We start from the raw sequence: 19,122 nt of genomic DNA, 5'->3' as shown, positions 1-19,122 counted from the left end.
CTAGACTGGAGCCTCAAATACCGAGTCGAGTACGTTCATCTCCGCTTGCCATTCGGTAAAATCTACCTCAGCTATCGCTGTTGCGTGCGCATCCACACGGTGCCTGTTCACCACATGCATAGCGCCAGCTATATCGCCTTCGCCGAACGCGTCCGTCGCAAAATTACCCAGATACTGAAGAGTCTTAAGAAGATCTATGAAATACAAAGGACTCCCGCCTTGTGAAAAAACAGCTCGGGGAGTCAGTGTCTTGTTTTTCTCCCATGTACGAGGAAAGGATAGCTGACAAAGCTCTTGCCATTCCTCCCTCGACATTCGGTTTGTTTCATAGAATAAATACTGTCGGATGGAGCGCTCGATCCTGTTTCGACCTTTACTTATCTCAATCGATGCATCTTGCTCATTAAATACATTAGGATTATTGTCGCCTTTGAAGGCGTCGGAGATTGATGAAAAGGAAAGTTCGTAACTTGATCCTTCCTTTTTTATGAAGCCGTAGCCAATCAAGTGCTCAAGCAACTCAGGATATTCTGTTGAAAGGCCCTCGAAATTCTCAACTTTTCCTTGGGAAAGATACGAGAGCATATCAAATTCAAGCGGATAGAACCTTTGCAAGCTAAGAAGAATATCAGAAATATAAGATTTCATTGGGTGCCGATTTTTTGACACGGCACTCTCCAATTCCTTTCGCCCAACCTGCTGAGGACGTCCTGCTCCTAACTCGTGATGTATTTTCGAACAGAGCTGTCGAGTGAAAAATGGGTGACCACCATATTCTCCACAAATTTTAGAAAGAATAGATGAAGAAAAATCCATCCCCATGAAGAATCCAAGCTTCTTTATCATGTCAAATACATCAGATTCGCTGAGAGGAGTGATAAAGGTCTTTGGCGCGAATAGATAAACAGGATTGTCAGCGCCGTCTATTCTAGGGCTTTCGAAAAGAGTTGGGTTTGTCCCGACAAAGCAGAATGTAAGCTTGTATTTTCTCGTATTCTGAAAATATGAACGGAGGATTTGCCAAAAATATAGAGTGTCGTATCCTTCGTTCCAGTGAGGTGATGACGCCGTATTTGGAGAGATACACTCGATCTCATCGAATATAAGAAGAATATCACTGCGGGCCTCGGACAATAAGCTATCCATGCTCGCTTTAAACTGGTCCGATATTTCGAACGCTTCTCCAGTTAACTCGACTTTTTTTGATTTGAGGCCTAAGCTCACACGAATTTCATTGATGATGTGGGACAGGAGCTCTGCATAGCCCCTCGCATGAACCGACGGATCCTGGCAGTCTATTGTAATGGACTTATGACCAAATACCTTAGCACGCCTAGTAATAGCGTATATGGTTGACGTTTTTCCGCTTTTCCGCAGGCCGAACAGGCTGCTGTTTTGCCCAGATTTATGCAGATCTATTACATGATTTATAAGGTTATCTCGTCCAAAATAAAAATATTCATGCCTCAATGGGGACTGATACCCAAATATATCTCTCACAACGTAGTTTGACCTTATCCTTTGAATAATAAAGTCATTCCGAGAATGTCGGAAATCATCATAATGGAATGGAACGATTATTGGATATTCCGGGTCCTGTGATAGATAGTGACGGATACTGGTCTCAATGTTTCTGTCCGCGCTCACCAAAAATCGAATTGAATTGTCGATACGTGCGTCGTGAAATTCTTCTGCAACCCGATCATATGCGCTAAGCGTTCTTGCTTCGAATGTCTCATAGTCGGCGAACAGCACAATAAACTCTCGCTCTACGTTCAGGACAACAGAAAATGTCTCCGCCGGTCGCATCAGAAACGCGCGGTATATACTGTTTCCAACTTTTACGGGGTCTAGATTTCTCGTTACATAGAAATGTTCGGCAAATCTGGATATAACTTGGCGTTCACTAAGGGTAAATGGGTCGTATCTAAAATGCTTGTTTACACCTGCGTGGGTAGCCATTAGTGTATCCTGTAAGCTGATCTACAAAATCTGGGAATGTTCCTAGATATGGTTCTCACGCCGATTGTACCCTCAGGACACAGAATAACAAGCTTCGGCTCCCTCGCATCCCATATATCCTCTTCGGAGACGGGAGAATCATCTCATTCAGGGGATAGATGAGAGCGGGATGTCTTCGAAGCGCAGCGACGGGTGGTCGGGGTCAGCCTTGAGCAGCGGGGAGTTCCTATCGGCCTGGCTGCGAACCGGGGCAGGCAGGGCGCCGTAGGCTTTCCAGAAGGAAGCGGCCGGGTGATGGATCACAGACGGCGCGTCCGCCCCGCCCGCAAGTCCGCGAGGGCGGCGTCGGCGAGGGCGTCGAGCGTGCTGGCCGCGGCGTCGTGCCCGATCGCCGCGTCGAAGCGGTCGGCGTCGTAGGCGTCGAACCACGCGCGCAGGCGCGCCAGTTCCGCCCCGGAGAGGGCGGCGATTTCGGCTTCGATCTTTTCCCCGCTGTCATAGGCTCGGCACCGTCTCTGGTCGGAGTATACAGGGGTGGGCGGGATTTTGAAGCCCGCGCCGCCCTACTGGCCCGGGCGGCCGGTCTTGCCGGGGCGGCGCTTGCGGCGCTGGTCGGCGGGGTCCTCGTAAGAGCCGCGGCCGACGCGCTCGCGGCGGATCGGGGCGGGGGAGTCGGGGTCGGTGCCTCGTGGATCTGCCGGATTGCCGCCAGCGTTGGTGGGCGGCACGCCCCCCTCTGTCCTGCCGGACTTCTCCCCCTCGAGGGGGGAGAGGGGCAGCTTCGCCGTCGCGGGCTTCTTCGGCGCCGGCTTGCCGGTCGGCTTTTCGGTGCGGCCGACGGTCATTTCGTCGAGGGAGTTCTTGCGGAACAGCGAGGGCGTGGCGGGGACGGCCGTGTCGGTGCCGGGGCCCATGGCGTCGAGCGAGGGTTTCTGGAAATAGGACGGGCCGGGTGCCGGGTCCGCGGGCGTCTCGCCGGCCGGGGCCGGGCGGGAGAGCGGCGCGGGGCGGCGGTCGGAGCCTTCGCCGCGGGGCTTCAGCGGTTCGCCGCGTGGGCCGAAGCGTTCGCCGCCGGCGGGGGAGCGGTCGCGCTTGGTCTTGCGGCCGTGCTTGGAGCGGCCGGTGACGGGGGAGACGGCGTCCTCCTCGAAGGCGATCGCGTCGGCGGCGGTGTCGCCGACGCCGCCGTCGCTGAGATGGGCGTCGCCGGCGGGGACGCCGCCGAATTCGAGTTCCTTGGCGCGCAGGCGCTTCAGCTCATCGCGCAGGCGGGCCGCCGTTTCGAAATCGAGGTCGGCGGCGGCCTCGCGCATCTGGCGCTCGAGATGTTCCAGATGGGACTTGAGGTTGTTGCCGACGAGGGCGCCTTCCTTCGCGCCGGGGCCGACGTCGATGCGGACGTGGTCCTTCTCGTAGTAGCTGTCGAGAATGTCGGCGATATGCGCCTTCACCGAGGCTGGGGTGATGCCGTGCTCGGCGTTGTAGGCCTCCTGCCGCTCGCGGCGGCGGCTGGTCTCGGCGATGGCGCGCTCCATCGAGCCGGTGGTGCGGTCGGCATAGAGGATGACCTTGCCGTCGATGTTGCGGGCGGCGCGGCCGATGGTCTGGATCAGCGAGGTCTCCGAGCGCAGGAAGCCTTCCTTGTCGGCGTCGAGAATGGCGACGAGGCCGCATTCGGGGATGTCGAGCCCCTCGCGCAGCAGGTTGATGCCGACGAGGACGTCGAAGGCGCCGAGGCGGAGATCGCGGATGATCTCGATGCGCTCCAGCGTGTCGATGTCGGAGTGCATGTAGCGCACGCGAATGCCCTGCTCGTGCAGATATTCGGTAAGGTCCTCGGCCATGCGCTTGGTGAGCACGGTGGCGAGCACGCGGTAGCCCTTGGCGACGGTGTCGCGGATCTCGCCGACGAGGTCGTCGACCTGGCTGCGGGCGGGGCGGATCTCGACCGGCGGGTCGATCAGGCCGGTGGGGCGGATGACCTGCTCGGCGAAGACGCCGCCGGCCTCCTCCATCTCCCAACTACCGGGCGTGGCCGAGACCGCGACGGTCTGCGGCCGCATGGCGTTCCACTCCTCGAAGCGCAGCGGCCGGTTGTCCATGCAGGAGGGCAGGCGGAAGCCGTATTCGGCCAGCGTCGCCTTGCGGCGGAAGTCGCCGCGATACATGGCGCCGATCTGCGGCACGGTGACGTGGCTCTCGTCGATGAAGACCAGGGCATTGTCGGGCAGGTATTCGAACAGGGTCGGCGGCGGGTGGCCGGGCTGGCGGCCAGTGAGATAGCGCGAATAGTTCTCGATGCCGGGACAGGAGCCGGTGGCCTCGATCATCTCGATGTCGAAGCGCGTGCGCTGCTCGAGCCGCTGGGCTTCCAGCAGGCGGCCGGCCTTCTCCAGCTCGACGAGCCGGTGCTTCAGCTCCTCGCGGATGGATTTCACCGCCTGGTTCAGCGTCGGGCGGGGCGTGACGTAATGCGAGTTGGCGTAGATCTTCACCGACTTGAGGTCGCCGGTCTTCTGGCCGGTGAGCGGGTCGAACTCCTGGATCTGCTCGATCTCGTCGCCGAACATCGAGATGCGCCAGGCGCGGTCCTCCAGATGGGCGGGGAAGATCTCGATCGTGTCGCCGCGGACGCGGAACGAGCCCCGCTGGAAATCCATGTCGCGGCGCTTGTACTGCTGGGCGACGAGGTCGGCGAGGAGCTGGCGCTGGTCGAGCCTATCGCCGACGGCCATCTGGAAGGTCATCGCCGTGTAGGTCTCGACCGAGCCGATACCGTAGATGCACGAGACCGAGGCGACGATGATGACGTCGTCGCGCTCGAGCAGCGCCCGGGTCGCAGCATGGCGCATCCGGTCGATCTGCTCGTTGATCGAAGATTCCTTCTCGATATAGGTGTCCGAGCGCGGCACGTAGGCCTCGGGCTGGTAGTAGTCGTAATAGGAGACGAAATACTCGACGGCGTTGTCGGGGAAGAAGTTCTTGAACTCGCCGTAGAGCTGCGCCGCCAGCGTCTTGTTGGGGGCGAGGACGAGCGCCGGGCGCTGGGTGTGCTCGATGACGTTGGCGACGGTGAAGGTCTTGCCGGAGCCGGTGACGCCGAGCAGGACCTGGGTCTGGTCGTGCTCGGAAATGCCGGAGACGAGGTCTTTTATGGCGGTCGGCTGGTCGCCCATCGGCACGTAGTCCGAGGCGATGCGGAAGGGCACGCCGCCCTCCGACTTGTCCGGCCGGGCCGGGCGGTGCGGGATCCAGACCTTGCCGTCCTTCAAGAGCGGGTCGCCCTCGGAGATCAGCCGGGTCAGCGCCTCGACCGTGGCGGTGACGCCGCCTTCCGGCAGGCGGCCGGCATCCTCGAGGCTGACGTCGAGCCCGGCGACCGGGTTGAGCCCGGCGGCGGCGCGGCGCTTGGGGTCGCTGGTGCTGCCCATCGACGTGCCGCGGGAGGATTTCATCGGCTTGTCGGCGGCGGCGCGGGGCTTGAGCTGCTTCGGCGGTGCCGGGGTGGCGGCGGCCTCGCTGGCGATGGCATCGGCCCAGCCGGAAACCGGCCCATCGAGCGGCGTGCCGGCGTCGAAGCCCGTCTGCGGCGCCTCGCCGAAGCCGTCCGTCCGGCGCTCGGCGGCGTCGGAAAAGTCCTGCAGCGGCCCGCGCCGCGCCGGCGCGCCGGGGTCGAACGGCGCCTCGTCTGAAGAGGACTTGGCGGGGCGGGTCTGTTTCGGTCGGGAAGCCATGCGCCGCATATAGAGAGGCAGAGGCCGGCTTGGAAGAAGCGGGTCGCCACCATCGAGGCGGCGACCGTGGCGCGGGGCGCGCCGGCGGTTACTGCGGGTCCTGCTGCGACGGGATGACGCCTTCGGCCTCGGCGTCGCCGCTGGTGTCGACGGCGGGGTTGGCCGAGCCGGCGCCGCCGGTCGGGCCATCGCCGCTGCCGACCTCATTGGGCTGGACGGCGGGCTCGTCGCAGGCGGCAAGGCCGAAGCCGGCGGCGAGGATCAGGGCGGTGAGGGCAAGCGGACGCAGGGTCATCGAAGGGCTCCGTGGAAGCGGGTTTGCCTCTCAACGGGGCGGGCGCCGCGGGGTTGCGTGGTCGGTTCCCGGCCACCGAAGGCGGCGATCACGATTGCGCGGGATCGGCGTCGCGGGGGCGGTTTCGCCCGGCGATTCATCCTTCGCTTACCAAACCGGCTTAGGGTTTTGCTCATCCGCTCGAGTTCCGCGGACGACGAAAGGCCAACGCATGGTATCGCGTAAACGCGTCTGGCGCATCGCCGCGCTTGCCGTCGCCGTCGCGACGGCAAGCCATCTGTCCGGTGCCCTTGCCCAATCCGATTTCGCTCCGGTGCCGCCAGGCGCCGTGCCGGGCGGCGGACAATTGACGTGGGGCGGCCGCCTGCCGGCGCCGGGCGAGGGCTATGTGCCGAGCGCGCCGCGGCTCAGCGACCAGGGCTACGAGGCGCTGGTGGATCACAGCTTGGCGCAGCAAAGTGCGGCGCCGAGCCTGATCCAGAACGCGCCGGCAGCGCCGCCGCCCGGCTGGTCGCTGACCGAGGACCTGCTCGGCGGCGGGACACAAGCCGCTGCGCCATCCGCGCCGATGCAGTCGCAGCCGCTGGCCGCGCCGCCGCCGCTGGCGGCGCCGGTCAGCATCGACGATTTGGCTTCCGGCCAGTACGCCCCGCCGCCGCAGGGCGATCCCTGGGCCGGGCTGAAGCAGGCCGAGCCGCAGGCCGCGCCGCCGCCCCAAGTGGCCCCGGCCCCGCCGCCCGTGATTGCGCCGGCGCCGCAGCGCGCCGTCGCGGCGCTGGAGCCGGCGCCGGTGCGTCCGGAGGCGACCGTGCCCGGCCGCGGCGCGCTGGAGGACCAGACGCCGAGCGGCTATCGCGCCATGCCGCGCGCCGAGGCGATGTGCCGGGCGACGCTGCGCAAGATGGGCGTGACCTTCGTCGACGTCGCACCGATCGGCAAGGGCAGCGGCTGCGGCATCGCCCATCCGGTGAAGATCACCGCGATCGCCGAGGGCGTCGCGATGAAGCCGGCGGCGACGCTGAACTGCGCCTCGGCCGTCCGCATCTCGAAATGGGTCGAGGACGAGGTCAAGCCGGCGGCGCGCTGGAAGATGTGGAAGCGCCCGACGGCGGTGCTCAACGCCTCGTCCTATCGCTGCTCGCGGATCGCCGGATCGCGCACCGTCTCGGAACACGCCAGCGGCAACGCGCTCGACGTGCGGGGCTTCCAGTTTTCCGACGGATCGCTGTTCGACGTCGAGAAGAAGGGCTTCTTCTCGTTCCGGCAGAAATCCTTCCAGAGCGCGGTGCGGGAATCCGCCTGCCGCTATTTCGGCACGGTGCTCGGCCCCGGCTACAACCACGCGCATCGCGACCATCTGCATCTCGACGCCAAGAACCGCCGCCGGGTGGTCTGCAAGTAGCCGCTGCCGGACTGTCGCTCAGGCGACCGGCGCCTCGGGCGGCACCGGCATCGGACGACCTTCCTCGTCGATCGCCACCATGACGAAGGAGGCTTCGGTCACCTTGATGCGCTCGCGGGTCAGGTGGCGCTGCGCCCAGGCCTCGATGGAAAGCGAGATCGAGGTTCGGCCGACCTTGTCGATGACCGAATAGACGCAGAGCGTGTCGCCGATCTTCACCGGCTTGCGGAAGGTCAGGGCGTTGACCGCGACGGTGGCGACGCGGCCATGCGCCCGCTCGGCGCCGCGTATGCCTGCGGCAAGATCCATCTGTGCCATCACCCAGCCGCCGAAGATATCGCCATTGGCATTGGCATCGGCCGGCATGGCCGGCACCCGCATCGTCAGTTCGCCCTTCGGCTGGTCGTCGTCGGCCATCGTCCCCTCCGTCCTGTCGGGAGTTTGATAGCAGAAGCGGCGGCGCGCGGCATGGGGGCCAACCGACCTGCGCGGGAAGCGCGCGACGAGGCTTGCCGAAGCGCTCCCGCTTCCTGTTGCCCCCGTTCGATGCCCGTCAAAAGAACAGGCCGGCCGAGTGGCCGAGACCAGACCGCCCTAGCGGCGCTCGGCCAGAAGGTTCATCGCCGAGGCGGTGGCGGCGGAGCGGTTTTCGACGCCGAGCTTGCGGAAGATTGTTTCGAGATGCTTGTTCACCGTGCGCGGGCTGAGGGCGAGGATCTCGGCGACGTCGCGGTTGGACTTGCCCCGGGCGATCCACAGCAAGACCTCGGCTTCGCGCGCGGTGAGGCCGAAGCCGTCGCGGAGCGCCGCGGCGTCAGTTTCGTCGCCCTCTACCCGCGACAGCCGCAGCAGGAATTCGTCCGCGCCGATCTGCCCGAGCAGGGCGAAGCCGAGGCCCGGATTGCCGGGATGGCGCGCCGCCTCGCCGCGCCGCAGCCGCTGCAACTCGCCGGCCAGCGCGCCGGGCAGCGGGTCGGCCTCGCCTTCGCCGGTCAGCAGCCGGCGCGCCTGCGGCGTCATCCATCGCACCGTGCCGTCGCCGTCGACGGCGAGCAGGAACCGCCCCGTCGTGTCGAGCGCCAGGCGCGCGGCGCGGGTCATGCGGGCGTTCTCCTGGTGGACGCGCATCCGCGCCAGGATCTGCTCGATCACCACCGGCTTGGTGACGTAGTCGACCCCGCCGACGGCGAAGGCGTGCACGATATGCTCGGTCTCGCTGAGCCCGGTCATGAAGATCACCGGCACATGCGCGAGCGAGGCATCCTGCTTCAGCCGGCGGCAGGTCTCGAACCCATCCATGCCCGGCATTACGGCGTCGAGCAGCACCACGTCCGGGGTGATCCGCCGGGCGATGGCGATCGCCTTGCCGCCGTCGAGCGCGACGAGGACGGTGAAGCCCTGTTCCTCGAGCGCCGTGGTCAGGAACTCGATCGTCTCGGGCGAGTCGTCGACGACGAGGACGATGCGGCGCGGGTCGGCGCCGTCACAGGGCATCGTCGAGGCCCTCGATGAAGCCGATGCAGGCGTCGAGGTCGAAGCGATCCACGCGGCTGCGGATGCGGGCGACGAAGCGTTGGGTGCGGGGTTGCCGCGAAGCGAGGTCGTCGAGCTTGGCATGGATCCCTCTGACAAAGCCGATTTGCAGGAGTGAGACGAGGTCGCGCAGATCCCCCCGGTCGGGGATCTCGAAGGCTTCGAGTTCGATTTCGCCTGGCACCGAGGCGCCAGCCGGCGTGTCGTCGTAGAGCCAGGCGACCCCAAGCAGCCGGCGCACGCTTTCGAGCAGCATCGGCACGGCCAGCGGCTTGCCGACCCAGTCGTCGCAGAGCCGCATGTCCGGCGAGGCGGGACGCGCGTCGGCCGACAGCATGGCGATCGGCGTGTCGACGCCGCTCTCGCGCAGCCTTGCGGCGAGTTCCCAGCCGTTCATGCCGGGCATGGTGATGTCGACGATCAGCAGATCCGGCTCGGCCAGCGGCACCAGCTTGAGGCAGGCGGCGCCGCCTTCGACCGTGAGCACGGTAAAGCCGAGCGGCGACAGGATCTCTTCCAGAAGCTGCCGGTGCGCCGGCTCGTCGTCGACGGCGAGCACCGTCATCCGCCGCCCGGCATAGCCGATGATCCGCCGCTCGCGGGATACGGCGATCGGCGTCGCGCTGATCGAGGGGAGGAACAGCCGCACGGCGAAGATGCTGCCCTGGCCGGGCGTGCTGGTGACGCGGATGTCGCCGCCGAGGATTTCGGTGAGGAGCTTGGTGATGGTGAGCCCGAGCCCGGTGCCGGGCACGGCGCTGGCGCCGCCCTCCAGCCGCTCGAACGGCTCGAAGATGCGCGTCAGGTCCTTCGTCGCCATGCCCGGGCCGGTATCGATGACGCGGAACTCGGCGACCTGGCTGCGATAGCTGACGCGGAGCGTGACCGAGCCGTCGCGGGTGAACTTGATGGCATTGGAGAGGAGGTTGATGAGGATCTGGCGCAGCCGCTTCTCGTCGCCGCGCACGAAATCCGGCAGCGTCCGCTCGACCTCGAACTGGAAGCCGATCCCGGCTCCGTCGGCCTGCAGGCGGAACATCTCGACGATTTCGCCGAGCAGGGGCCCGAGCGCGATCTGGTCGCGATAGACCTGCAGCTTGCCGGCCTCGATCCGCGAGATGTCGAGCAGGCCGTCGATCAGCCCGGCGAGATGCTCGCCGCTGCGCCGGATCACCTTGACCGCGCCGCGGCGCTTGCCCGGCAAAGCCGGGTCCTGCTCGAGGATCTGGGCGAAGCCGAGGATCGAATTCAGCGGCGTGCGCAGCTCATGGCTCATGCCGACGAGGAAGCGCGTCTTGGCAAGGCTTGCCGCCTCAGCCTTTTCCTTGGCGAGCTGCAGCTCGGCGTCGGTGCGCCGGTGCGCATCGATTTCCTGGGTCAGGAGCAGCGTCTGCCGGCTGGATTCCTCCTGGGCAACGCGGCGGCTGGCATGGGCGAGCACGAACAGCCAGGAGGCGACGCCGGCGACGATGACGAAGACCGCGAAGACCCGTACCAGGATCGCCGTGATCGTCGCGGCATTGTCGGGCTCGTCGAGGCTCGCCTGGAAGCCGATCAAGGCGAGGATGCTGCCGGTGACGGCCAGCATCGTGACGAAGATCACCAGATAATGGCCGCGCGGCGAGTCGGCGAAGCCAGCGAGGCGTTCCGAGACATTGCGGCGCAGCGCCCCGACCACCTGCTCGCGCACCCGGCTGTCGGTCTTGCAGAGATCGTGGCAGCGCGCGTCGAGCGAGCAGCAGAGCGAGCAGATCGGCCCCGAATAGGCCGGGCAGGAGGCCATGTCCTCGGCCTCGAAATGATGCTCGCAGATGCAGCAGGCGATCGTCGGCAATCCGGCCCAGTCCTCGCGCGGCCGGCGGGCGATATAGTAGCGGCCGCGTGTCGCCAACGCGATCAGCGGCGAGGCGACGAAGGCGGTGCCGAGCGCCGCGAAGGCGGCGAGCGCGCGCATCGTCTCGCCGAACAGGCCGGTGTGGCAGAGGCTGGCGACGAGGATGCCGGCGCCCATGGCGCCGAAGCCGACGGGGTTGATGTCGTAGAGATGCGCCCGCTTGAACTCGATGTGCCTGGGCGAGAGGCCGAGCGGCTTGTTGACCACGAGGTCGGCGACCAGCGCCGCGACCCAGGACACCGCGAGGATGGCGTAGAGGCCGAGGATCTCCTCGAGCGCGCGCAGGATGCCCATTTCCATGAGCATCAGCGCGATGGCGACGTTGAACACCAGCCAGACGACGCGGCCGGGATGGCTGTGGGTCAGGCGCGAGAAGAAGTTCGACCAGGCGATCGAGCCGGCATAGGCGTTGGTGACGTTGATCTTCATCTGCGCGATGACGACGAAGATCCCGGTCGCGGCGATCACCAGCGCCTCCTGGGAGAAGACGTAGCCGAAGGCGACGCGGTACATCTCGGTCGGGTGCTGGGCGGTCTCCGCCGGCAGGCCCTGGCTGACGACCAGCACCGCCAGCAGCGAGCCGGCGAGGATCTTGACCGCCCCGATCAGGATCCAGCCGGGACCGCCGGCGATCAGCGCGCTCCACCAGCCGATCTGCGTCTCGCGCGTGCGGCGCGGCATGAAGCGCAGGAAATCGACCTGCTCGCCGATCTGCGCGGTCAGGGCGAAGAGGATCGCCGTGGCGCTGCCGAAGAGCAGGACGTCGAAGCCGCCGCCGGCCGGGCTGCGGACGCCCTCATAGGCCTGCCATTCCTCGAGCGGCAGCGCGCCCTGGGCGGCGAGGAAGACGAAGGGTGCGAGGTTGAGGACGATCCAGGCCGGCTGGGTCCACATCTGGAACCGGCTGATCAGGGTGATGCCGTGGGTGACGATCGGGATCACCGCGACGGCGCAGACGACGTAGCCCGCCCAGAGCGGCAGGCCGAGCATCATCTCCAGCGCCATCGCCATGATGGCTGCCTCGATGGCGAAGAAGATGAAGGTGAAGCAGGCGTAGATCAGCGAGGTGACGGTGGAGCCGAGATAGCCGAAGCCGGCGCCGCGGGTCAGAAGATCGATGTCGACGCCGTATTTCGCCGCATAGAAGCTGATCGGCAGCCCTGCGCCGAAGATCAGCAGCGCGACGACGAGGATCGCCGGCAGGGCGTTGTCGAAGCCGTAATGCAGCGTCACCGTGCCGCCGATGGCTTCCAGCGCCAGGAACGAGATACCGCCGCAGGCCGTCATCGCGAGCTGCCAGGGCGACCAGCGGCGGCCGCGCTTTGCGGTGAAGCGCAGCGCGTAGTCCTCGAGCGTCTCGTCCGCGACCCACTGATTATAGCTCCGGCGAACCCGAAGTATGCGCTGCGGCGCCGTCATTCCATTCGCGGCCTCCAGGAGATGCTTGAGCCCTGCATCGGCAGTCCGATTTCTTCAACAAGAGAAAGATAAATTACTGTCATAAATCAACAAAGTGCGATGCAATCAGCAATTGTTTCCGTGAGGCGTTATTCGCACGCGAATAATCGCGTCACGTCCGATATTTCCCCGCGCCACGCATGATTAGCGCATGACATCTTCGCCAAGTCACGCAGTTTCGGAATACGTGATTTGACGTATTGTTGCGGCGCAAGATCGGAGCGGATGATCCTCCCGTGAACCGACCCGTCCGACCCAGATGGCGGACCAACCAACGCTCACCACAGGGGGATCAGATGAAAGACCGCATGTCCGGCCCGGACGGGCCCAGCTCCGTCTATCGACGCAAGCTTCTGCTCGGCTCGGCGGCTCTCGCCATCGCCGCCATGGCACCCCGCTTCGCCTGGGGCCAGGGGCCTGCCACCGCCGAGGTCAATACCACGGGCCTTGCCGTCACCGACGACACCGTCACGGTCGGCATCCTGCATTCGGTGACCGGCACGATGTCGATTTCCGAGACCGGCTCCGTGCAGGCCGAGAAGCTCGCCATCGAGCAGATCAACGCCATGGGCGGCGTGCTCGGCCGCAAGATCGAGTTCATCCAGGAGGACGGCGCCTCGGACTGGCCGACCTTCGCCGAAAAGGCCAAGAAGCTGCTGGTCGAGGACAAGGTCGCATCGGTCTTCGGCTGCTGGACCTCGGCCTCGCGCAAGGCGGTGCTGCCGGTGTTCGAGCAGTATAACGGCATGCTCTACTACCCGACCTTCTACGAAGGCCTCGAGGAGAGCCCGAACGTCATCTACACCGGCCAGGAGGCGACGCAGCAGATCCTCGCCGGCATCGACTGGGTGGTCGAGACCAAGGGCGCCAAGAGCTTCTATCTGCTGGGGTCGGACTATATCTGGCCGCGGACCTCCAACAAGATCGCCCGCAAGCACATCGAGAAGCTGGGGCTCGAGGTGGTCGGCGAGGAGTACTACCCGCTCGGCCACACCCAGTTCAATTCGGTGATCAACAAGATCAAGCTGCGCAAGCCCGACGTGATCTACGCGATCGTCGTCGGCGGCTCGAACGTCGCCTTCTACAAGCAGCTGAAGGCGGCCGGCATCGACATGACCAAGGAAGCGCCGCTGGTCCTGACGATCTCGGTGACCGAGGACGAGATCCGCGGCATCGGCGGCGAGAACATGGTCGGCGCCTATGCGGCGATGAAGTACTTCCAGAGCCTCGAGAACGACAACAACCAGAAGTTCGTCGATGCCTTCAAGGCGATGTGGGGCGAGGACATCGTCGTCGGCGACGTGACGCAGGCGGCCTATCTCGGGCCCTGGCTGTGGAAGGCGGCGGTGGAGAAGGCCGGCAGCTTCGACATCGACAAGGTGCGCGAGGCCTCGCCCGGCATCGAGCTCGACACCGCGCCGGAAGGTTACGTCAAGATCCACGAGAACCATCACCTCTGGTCGAAGACCCGCATCGGCCACGCCCAGCTCGATGGCCAGTACGAGGTGGTGTTCGAGACGGCGGAGCTGATGGAGCCCGACCCGTTCCCGGAAGGCTACCAGTAAGCGCGAGCCGGTTCCCCGGTCCCTTTGCGGGGCCGGGGCATCCTGCGCCTTTCCCCCGATCACGCCCTTTTCTCGAACTCCCGGAGATACGGATGTTCGCCGACTACAGCTGGAGCGAACTCGGCTCGATCTTTGCCATGCAGGGCTTTGCGGGGCTCGTGCTCTTCTCGGTGCTTCTGCTGATGGCGCTCGGCCTTGCCATCATCTTCGGCCAGATGGGCGTGATCAACATGGCGCACGGGGAGTTCATGATCCTCGGCGCCTATGTCACCTATCTCTGCTCGAACTTCTTCCAGGCCTTCGCGCCGGCATTGATGGGGATCTCGTTCTTCATCGCCATGGCGCTCGCCTTCGTGGCCAGCGGCGCCCTCGGCATGGGGGTCGAGCGCTACCTGATCCGCTATCTCTACAAGCGTCCGCTCGACACGCTGCTCGCCACCTGGGGCCTGTCGCTGATCATGCAGCAATCGTTCCGCACGATCTTCGGCCCGCGCGAGGTCGGCGTGACGCTGCCGGACTGGATGATGGGCTCGATGCCGGTCACCGACATGGTGGAGATACCGATCAACGGCCTGATCGTCATGGCGATCACGCTGCTGATCACCTTCATGGTCTATCTCATCATGTTCCGCTCGCGCTGGGGGGCGCAGGTGCGGGCCGTCGTCCAGAACCGCACCATGGCCGGCGCCGTCGGCATCGACACCGAGCGGGTGGACTGCGTCACCTTCGGCCTCGGCTGCGGCATCGCCGGCATCGCCGGCAGCGCCTTCACCATGATCGGCTCGACCGGCCCGAGTGCCGGCCAGCTCTACATCGTCGACACCTTCCTCGTCGTGGTGTTCGGCGGCGCCGCCAGCCTGCTCGGCACGGTCGCCTCGGCCTTCACCATCTCGCAGGCCCAGTCGACGCTCGAATTCTTCCTCTCCGGCTCGATGGCCAAGGTGCTGACGCTTCTGACCGTCGTCGCGATCATCATGCTCAGGCCGCAGGGCCTCTTCGTCCTCAAGGTGCGTCGATGAACCCGATGAAAAGCCTCGCCGCCGGCGGCCGCCAGACCGAGATCGTCGGCTTCGTCATCCTCGCCGCCGTGCTCCTGGTGCTCCTGCCGGCGGTCACGGACGTCTTCCGCCTCAACCTCTACGGCAAGTACCTGACCTACGCCTTCGTCGCCGTGGGCCTGGTGCTCTGCTGGGGCAGCGCCGGCATCCTCAGCCTCGGCCAGGGCATCTTCTTCGGCCTCGGCGGCTACTGCATGGCGATGTTCCTCAAGCTGGAATCCTCCACCCCCGAGGCCACCGCCATCCAGTCGACGCCGGGCATTCCCGACTTCATGGACTGGAACCAGATCACCGAACTGCCGTGGTTCTGGGAGCCGTTCCATTCCTTCGGCTTCACGCTTCTCGCCGTCGTCCTGGTGCCGGTCGCGCTCGCCTTCATCATCGGCTTCGCGATGTTCACGCGGCGGGTCGGCGGCGTCTATTTCGCCATCATCACCCAGGCGATCGCGGCGATCCTCACCATCCTGATCATCGGCCAGCAGGGCTATACCGGCGGCGTCAACGGCATCACCGACCTGCGCACGCTGCTCGGCTTCGACATCCGCTCCGACCAGGCGAAGTTCGTCCTGTATTTCGTCAACGCCATCCTGCTGCTCGGCTCGATCGTCCTGGCGATGATCGTGCGCCGCTCCAAGCTCGGCCGCATCCTCGTCGCGATGCGCGACAAGGAGGATCGCGTCCGCTTCTCCGGCTACAATGTCGCCGGCTTCAAGATCTTCGTGTTCTGCTTCGCCGCGGCGCTGGCCGGTGTCGGCGGCGCGATGTTCACCCTGCAGGTCGGGTTCATGTCGCCCACCTTCGTCGGCATCGTCCCGTCCATCGAGATGGTCATCTACTGCGCGGTCGGGGGCCGGCTGTCGCTGATCGGCGCGGTCTACGGCACGCTGCTGGTCAACTGGGCCAAGACCTCCTTCTCCGAAAGCTTCCCCGAGCTCTGGCTGTTCGCCATGGGGGCGCTGTTCATCGCCGTCGTGCTGGCCTTCCCGAACGGTCTCGCCGGCGTCTACTCGGCGCATGTCGCCCCGCGCCTGAGGCGCCTTTTCGCCCGCTCCGCCGCGGCGCCCAAGGCCAGCGACATGGCCGGTCCGGGTGCCGCCACCCCCTCCGCCGCCGCGGCCGAATAGGAGACGGTAACATGACCACCGACAACGACTTCCTCCTGTCCGTCGAAGCCCTCACCGTCTCCTTCGACGGGTTCAAGGCGGTGGACGACCTCTCCTTCTATGTCGACGAGAACGAGATCCGGGTGATCATCGGCCCCAACGGCGCCGGCAAGACCACGGCGCTCGACCTGATCTGCGGCAAGACCCGCGCCACATCCGGATCGATCCGGTTCCGTGGCAAGGAACTGACCGCGATGAAGGAGCACCAGATTGTCCACGCGGGCGTCGGGCGCAAGTTCCAGAACCCGTCGATCTACGACGATTTGACGGTCTTCGAGAATCTCGAGATCTCCTATCCCAAGGGCCGCTCGGTCTTCGGCGCCCTGACCTTCAAGCGCGATGGCGTCGTGACCTCGCGGGTCGAGGAGGTCGCCGAGATGATCTTCCTCGCCGATCATCTGGAGGAGCGGGCCGAGTTCCTCAGCCACGGCCAGAAGCAGTGGCTGGAGATCGGCATGCTGCTGATCCAGGACCCCGAGCTCCTGATGCTGGACGAGCCGGTCGCCGGCATGAGCGTCTCGGAACGCGTCAAGACCGCCGAGCTGCTGCACCGGATCATCGTCGGCCGCTCGGTGATCGTCATCGAGCACGACATGAAGTTCGTCGAGGACATCGCCCACCGGGTCACCGTGCTGCACCAGGGCCGGGTGATCTCCGAAGGCACCATGGCGCACGTCCAGGCCGACCCGAAGGTCGTCGAAGTCTATCTCGGGCATTGAGGGACCGAACATGCTGAACGTCGCCAACCTCCACGCCGCCTACGGGTCGAGCGAGGTCCTGCACGGGCTCAATTTCGACGTCGCCAGGAACGAGATCATCGCCATCATGGGCCGCAACGGCATGGGCAAGACGACGCTCATGAAGTCGCTGATGGGCATCGTGCCGGCGACCGGCGGGACGATCACCGTCGACGGCAGCGACATAACCAGGGCCAAGAGCCACGAGCGGGTGAAGGGCGGGGTCGCCTACGTGCCGCAGGGCCGGATGATCTTCTCCACCATGACGGTGCGCGAGAACATCGAGACCGGGCTGACGGTGACCGGCGAGCGCGAGGTCCCGGGCGACATCTACGAGCTGTTCCCGGTGCTTCTCGAAATGCGCAAGCGCCGCGGCGGCAATCTCTCCGGCGGCCAGCAGCAGCAGCTCGCCATCGCAAGGGCGCTGGCCTCGCGGCCGAAGGTCCTGCTCCTCGACGAGCCGACCGAGGGCATCCAGCCCTCGATCATCCGCGAGATCGGCCGCACGCTGAAGAAGATCCGCGACGAGAAGGGCCTGTCGATCGTGGTGTCGGAGCAGGTTCTCTCCTTCGCCCTCGACATCGCCGACCGCGTCCTCGTGCTCGAGAACGGCGCCATCGTCCACGACGAGCCGGTCGCCTCGGTCAACGAGGCGAAGATCGCGCGATTCTTGTCGGTCTGACCGGACCCGCACCAGCCACACGCACCATCCAGCAAACAGGGGGACAGCACATGACCGACACGCTCATCAAGGTCGACCTCGACACATCGCCTTACGACAACGAGATGATCCACAATCGCTGGCACCCGGACATCCCGATGGCCTGCTGGGTGGAGCCTGGCGACGACTTCAAGATCGAGACCTTCGACTGGACCGGCGGCCAGATCAAGAACGACGACGACGCCGCCGACGTGCGCGACGTCGACCTTTCCCAGGTGCATTTCCTGTCCGGCCCGATCGGCGTCAAGGGCGCCGAGCCCGGCGACCTGCTGGTGGTCGACATCCTCGACATCGGCGCCTTCGACCACAGCCTCTGGGGCTTCAACGGCTTCTTCTCCAAGCAGAACGGCGGCGGCTTCCTGACCGAGCACTACCCGCTGGCGCAGAAGTCGATCTGGGACTTCGAGGGCATGTTCACCAAGTCGCGCCACATCCCCGGCGTGCGCTATGCGGGCCTGATCCATCCGGGCCTGATCGGCTGCCTGCCCGACCAGAAGATGCTCGATACCTGGAACAGCCGCGAGAAGGCGCTGTTCGACACCGACCCGACCCGCGTGCCGACGCTGGCGACGCTGCCCGACGGCGGCCCCAGCGCCCACATGGGCAGACTGAAGGGCGAGGCCCGTGACAAGGCCGCGGCCGAGGGCGCCCGCACCGTGCCGCCGCGCGAACATGGCGGCAATTGCGACATCAAGGACCTGTCGCGCGGCTCGAAGGTCTATTTCCCGGTCTATGTCGACGGGGCGGGGCTTTCGATGGGCGACCTGCATTTCAGCCAGGGCGACGGCGAGATCACCTTCTGCGGCGCCATCGAGATGGCCGGCTGGCTGCACATCAAGGTGTCGCTGATCAAGGACGGCATGGCCAAATACGGCATCAAGAACCCGATCTTCCGGCCCTCGCCGATGGCGCCGAAATACGACGACTTCCTGATCTTCGAGGGCATCTCGGTCGACGAAGGCGGCAAGCAGCATTATCTCGACGTCCACATCGCCTACCGGCAGGCCTGCCTCAACGCCATCGAATACCTGAAGAAGTTCGGCTATTCCGGCGCCCAGGCCTATTCGATCCTCGGCACCGCGCCGGTGCAGGGCCATATCTCCGGCGTCGTCGACGTGCCCAATGCCTGCGCCACGCTGTGGCTGCCGACCGACATCTTCGAGTTCGACCTGATGCCGGGCGTCGACGGGCCGACGAAATATCTCGACGGCTCGGTCGACATGCCGCTGGCGCCGGATCTCTGAGATGCCGTTCTACGATTATGCCTGCGACGATTGCGGCACCTTCACGCGCCTCCGCCCGATGGCGGAGGCCGCCGAGGCGTCGCCCTGTCCCGATTGCGGCGACGCGGCGCGGCGGGTGATCCTCACCGCGCCGCGCTTGTCGATGATGGATGCCGGGCGGCGCAGCGCCAGCGCGACCAACGAGCGGAGCGCCCACGAACCGAAGCGCGCCTCCGGCGGCCACGGGGCCGGCTGCGGGTGCTGCGGCCCGAAGCCGATGGGCTTTTCCGCCCCCGCCGAAAACGCCGCAAAGGGGTTTCCATCCAAACGCCCCTGGATGATCAGCCATTGACGGAGCTGGAGAGGGCCTTGTCACC

Annotated in this window: 14 protein-coding genes; 8 read left to right on the top strand and 6 right to left on the bottom strand. The window is 65.2% G+C overall.

All coding sequences use genetic code 11. The annotated features are described in order from the left end of the window. The 3 genes from GTW51_RS02770 to GTW51_RS02760 form a co-directional block, all read right to left on the bottom strand. Complete coding sequence (locus GTW51_RS02770) at window positions 1-1,962, bottom strand: ATP-binding protein (RefSeq protein WP_163042327.1); 1,962 nt, start codon at window positions 1,960-1,962, stop codon at window positions 1-3. Window positions 1,963-2,525: 563 nt separating this feature from the next. Then, the gene (gene uvrB / locus GTW51_RS02765; RefSeq protein ID WP_163042326.1) at window positions 2,526-5,696 is read right to left on the bottom strand and encodes an excinuclease ABC subunit UvrB; all 3,171 of its coding nucleotides are present in this window, start codon (window positions 5,694-5,696) and stop codon (window positions 2,526-2,528) included. An 88-nt stretch (window positions 5,697-5,784) separates the two neighbouring features. After that, window positions 5,785-5,991, bottom strand: coding sequence for a hypothetical protein (locus GTW51_RS02760; RefSeq protein WP_163042325.1), 207 nt, complete (start codon window positions 5,989-5,991; stop codon window positions 5,785-5,787). Window positions 5,992-6,202: 211 nt separating this feature from the next. On the opposite strand from GTW51_RS02760, the gene GTW51_RS02755 reads away from it, so the two are divergent. Then, on the top strand, window positions 6,203-7,393 hold the full coding sequence (locus GTW51_RS02755) for an extensin-like domain-containing protein (RefSeq protein ID WP_246232516.1): 1,191 nt from the start codon (window positions 6,203-6,205) through the stop codon (window positions 7,391-7,393). A gap of 18 nt (window positions 7,394-7,411) precedes the next feature. On the opposite strand, the gene GTW51_RS02750 is transcribed toward GTW51_RS02755, so the two are convergent. The 3 genes from GTW51_RS02750 to GTW51_RS02740 form a co-directional block, all read right to left on the bottom strand. Then, a complete protein-coding gene (locus GTW51_RS02750) occupies window positions 7,412-7,810 on the bottom strand; it encodes an acyl-CoA thioesterase (RefSeq protein ID WP_163042324.1) in 399 nt (132 codons plus the stop codon). 177 nt (window positions 7,811-7,987) lie between these two features. Then, entirely contained in the window at window positions 7,988-8,887 is a 900-nt protein-coding gene (locus GTW51_RS02745) for a response regulator transcription factor (protein WP_163042323.1), read from the bottom strand. Beyond that, on the bottom strand, window positions 8,877-12,239 hold the full coding sequence (locus tag GTW51_RS02740) for a hybrid sensor histidine kinase/response regulator (protein WP_163042322.1): 3,363 nt from the start codon (window positions 12,237-12,239) through the stop codon (window positions 8,877-8,879). Before GTW51_RS02740 ends, GTW51_RS02745 begins: the two co-directional genes overlap by 11 nt. A gap of 335 nt (window positions 12,240-12,574) precedes the next feature. On the opposite strand from GTW51_RS02740, the gene urtA reads away from it, so the two are divergent. The 7 genes from urtA (at window position 12,575) to GTW51_RS02705 (ending at window position 19,097) form a co-directional block, all read left to right on the top strand. Continuing rightward, a complete protein-coding gene (gene urtA / locus GTW51_RS02735) occupies window positions 12,575-13,843 on the top strand; it encodes an urea ABC transporter substrate-binding protein (protein ID WP_425483220.1) in 1,269 nt (422 codons plus the stop codon). A gap of 92 nt (window positions 13,844-13,935) precedes the next feature. Next, window positions 13,936-14,862 carry an urea ABC transporter permease subunit UrtB gene (urtB, locus tag GTW51_RS02730; RefSeq protein ID WP_163042321.1) on the top strand — a complete coding sequence of 309 codons (927 nt, stop codon included), beginning with the start codon at window positions 13,936-13,938 and terminating at the stop codon, window positions 14,860-14,862. A gap of 5 nt (window positions 14,863-14,867) precedes the next feature. Continuing rightward, entirely contained in the window at window positions 14,868-16,025 is a 1,158-nt protein-coding gene (gene urtC, locus GTW51_RS02725) for an urea ABC transporter permease subunit UrtC (RefSeq protein ID WP_163042665.1), read from the top strand. An 11-nt stretch (window positions 16,026-16,036) separates the two neighbouring features. Continuing rightward, the gene (gene urtD, locus GTW51_RS02720; protein ID WP_163042320.1) at window positions 16,037-16,783 is read left to right on the top strand and encodes an urea ABC transporter ATP-binding protein UrtD; all 747 of its coding nucleotides are present in this window, start codon (window positions 16,037-16,039) and stop codon (window positions 16,781-16,783) included. 10 nt (window positions 16,784-16,793) lie between these two features. Beyond that, window positions 16,794-17,483, top strand: coding sequence for an urea ABC transporter ATP-binding subunit UrtE (gene urtE, locus GTW51_RS02715; RefSeq protein ID WP_163042319.1), 690 nt, complete (start codon window positions 16,794-16,796; stop codon window positions 17,481-17,483). A gap of 50 nt (window positions 17,484-17,533) precedes the next feature. Continuing rightward, entirely contained in the window at window positions 17,534-18,766 is a 1,233-nt protein-coding gene (gene fmdA, locus GTW51_RS02710; RefSeq protein ID WP_163042318.1) for a formamidase, read from the top strand. Window position 18,767: 1 nt separating this feature from the next. Then, the gene (locus GTW51_RS02705; protein ID WP_163042317.1) at window positions 18,768-19,097 is read left to right on the top strand and encodes an FmdB family zinc ribbon protein; all 330 of its coding nucleotides are present in this window, start codon (window positions 18,768-18,770) and stop codon (window positions 19,095-19,097) included. Window positions 19,098-19,122 lie beyond the last annotated feature (25 nt).

This window comes from Aurantimonas aggregata, assembly GCF_010500835.1.
Classification (GTDB): Bacteria; Pseudomonadota; Alphaproteobacteria; order Rhizobiales; family Rhizobiaceae; genus Aurantimonas; species Aurantimonas aggregata.
The sequence above is the reverse complement of the archived record's forward strand: the minus strand, read 5'-3'. Positions and strand labels throughout refer to the sequence as shown.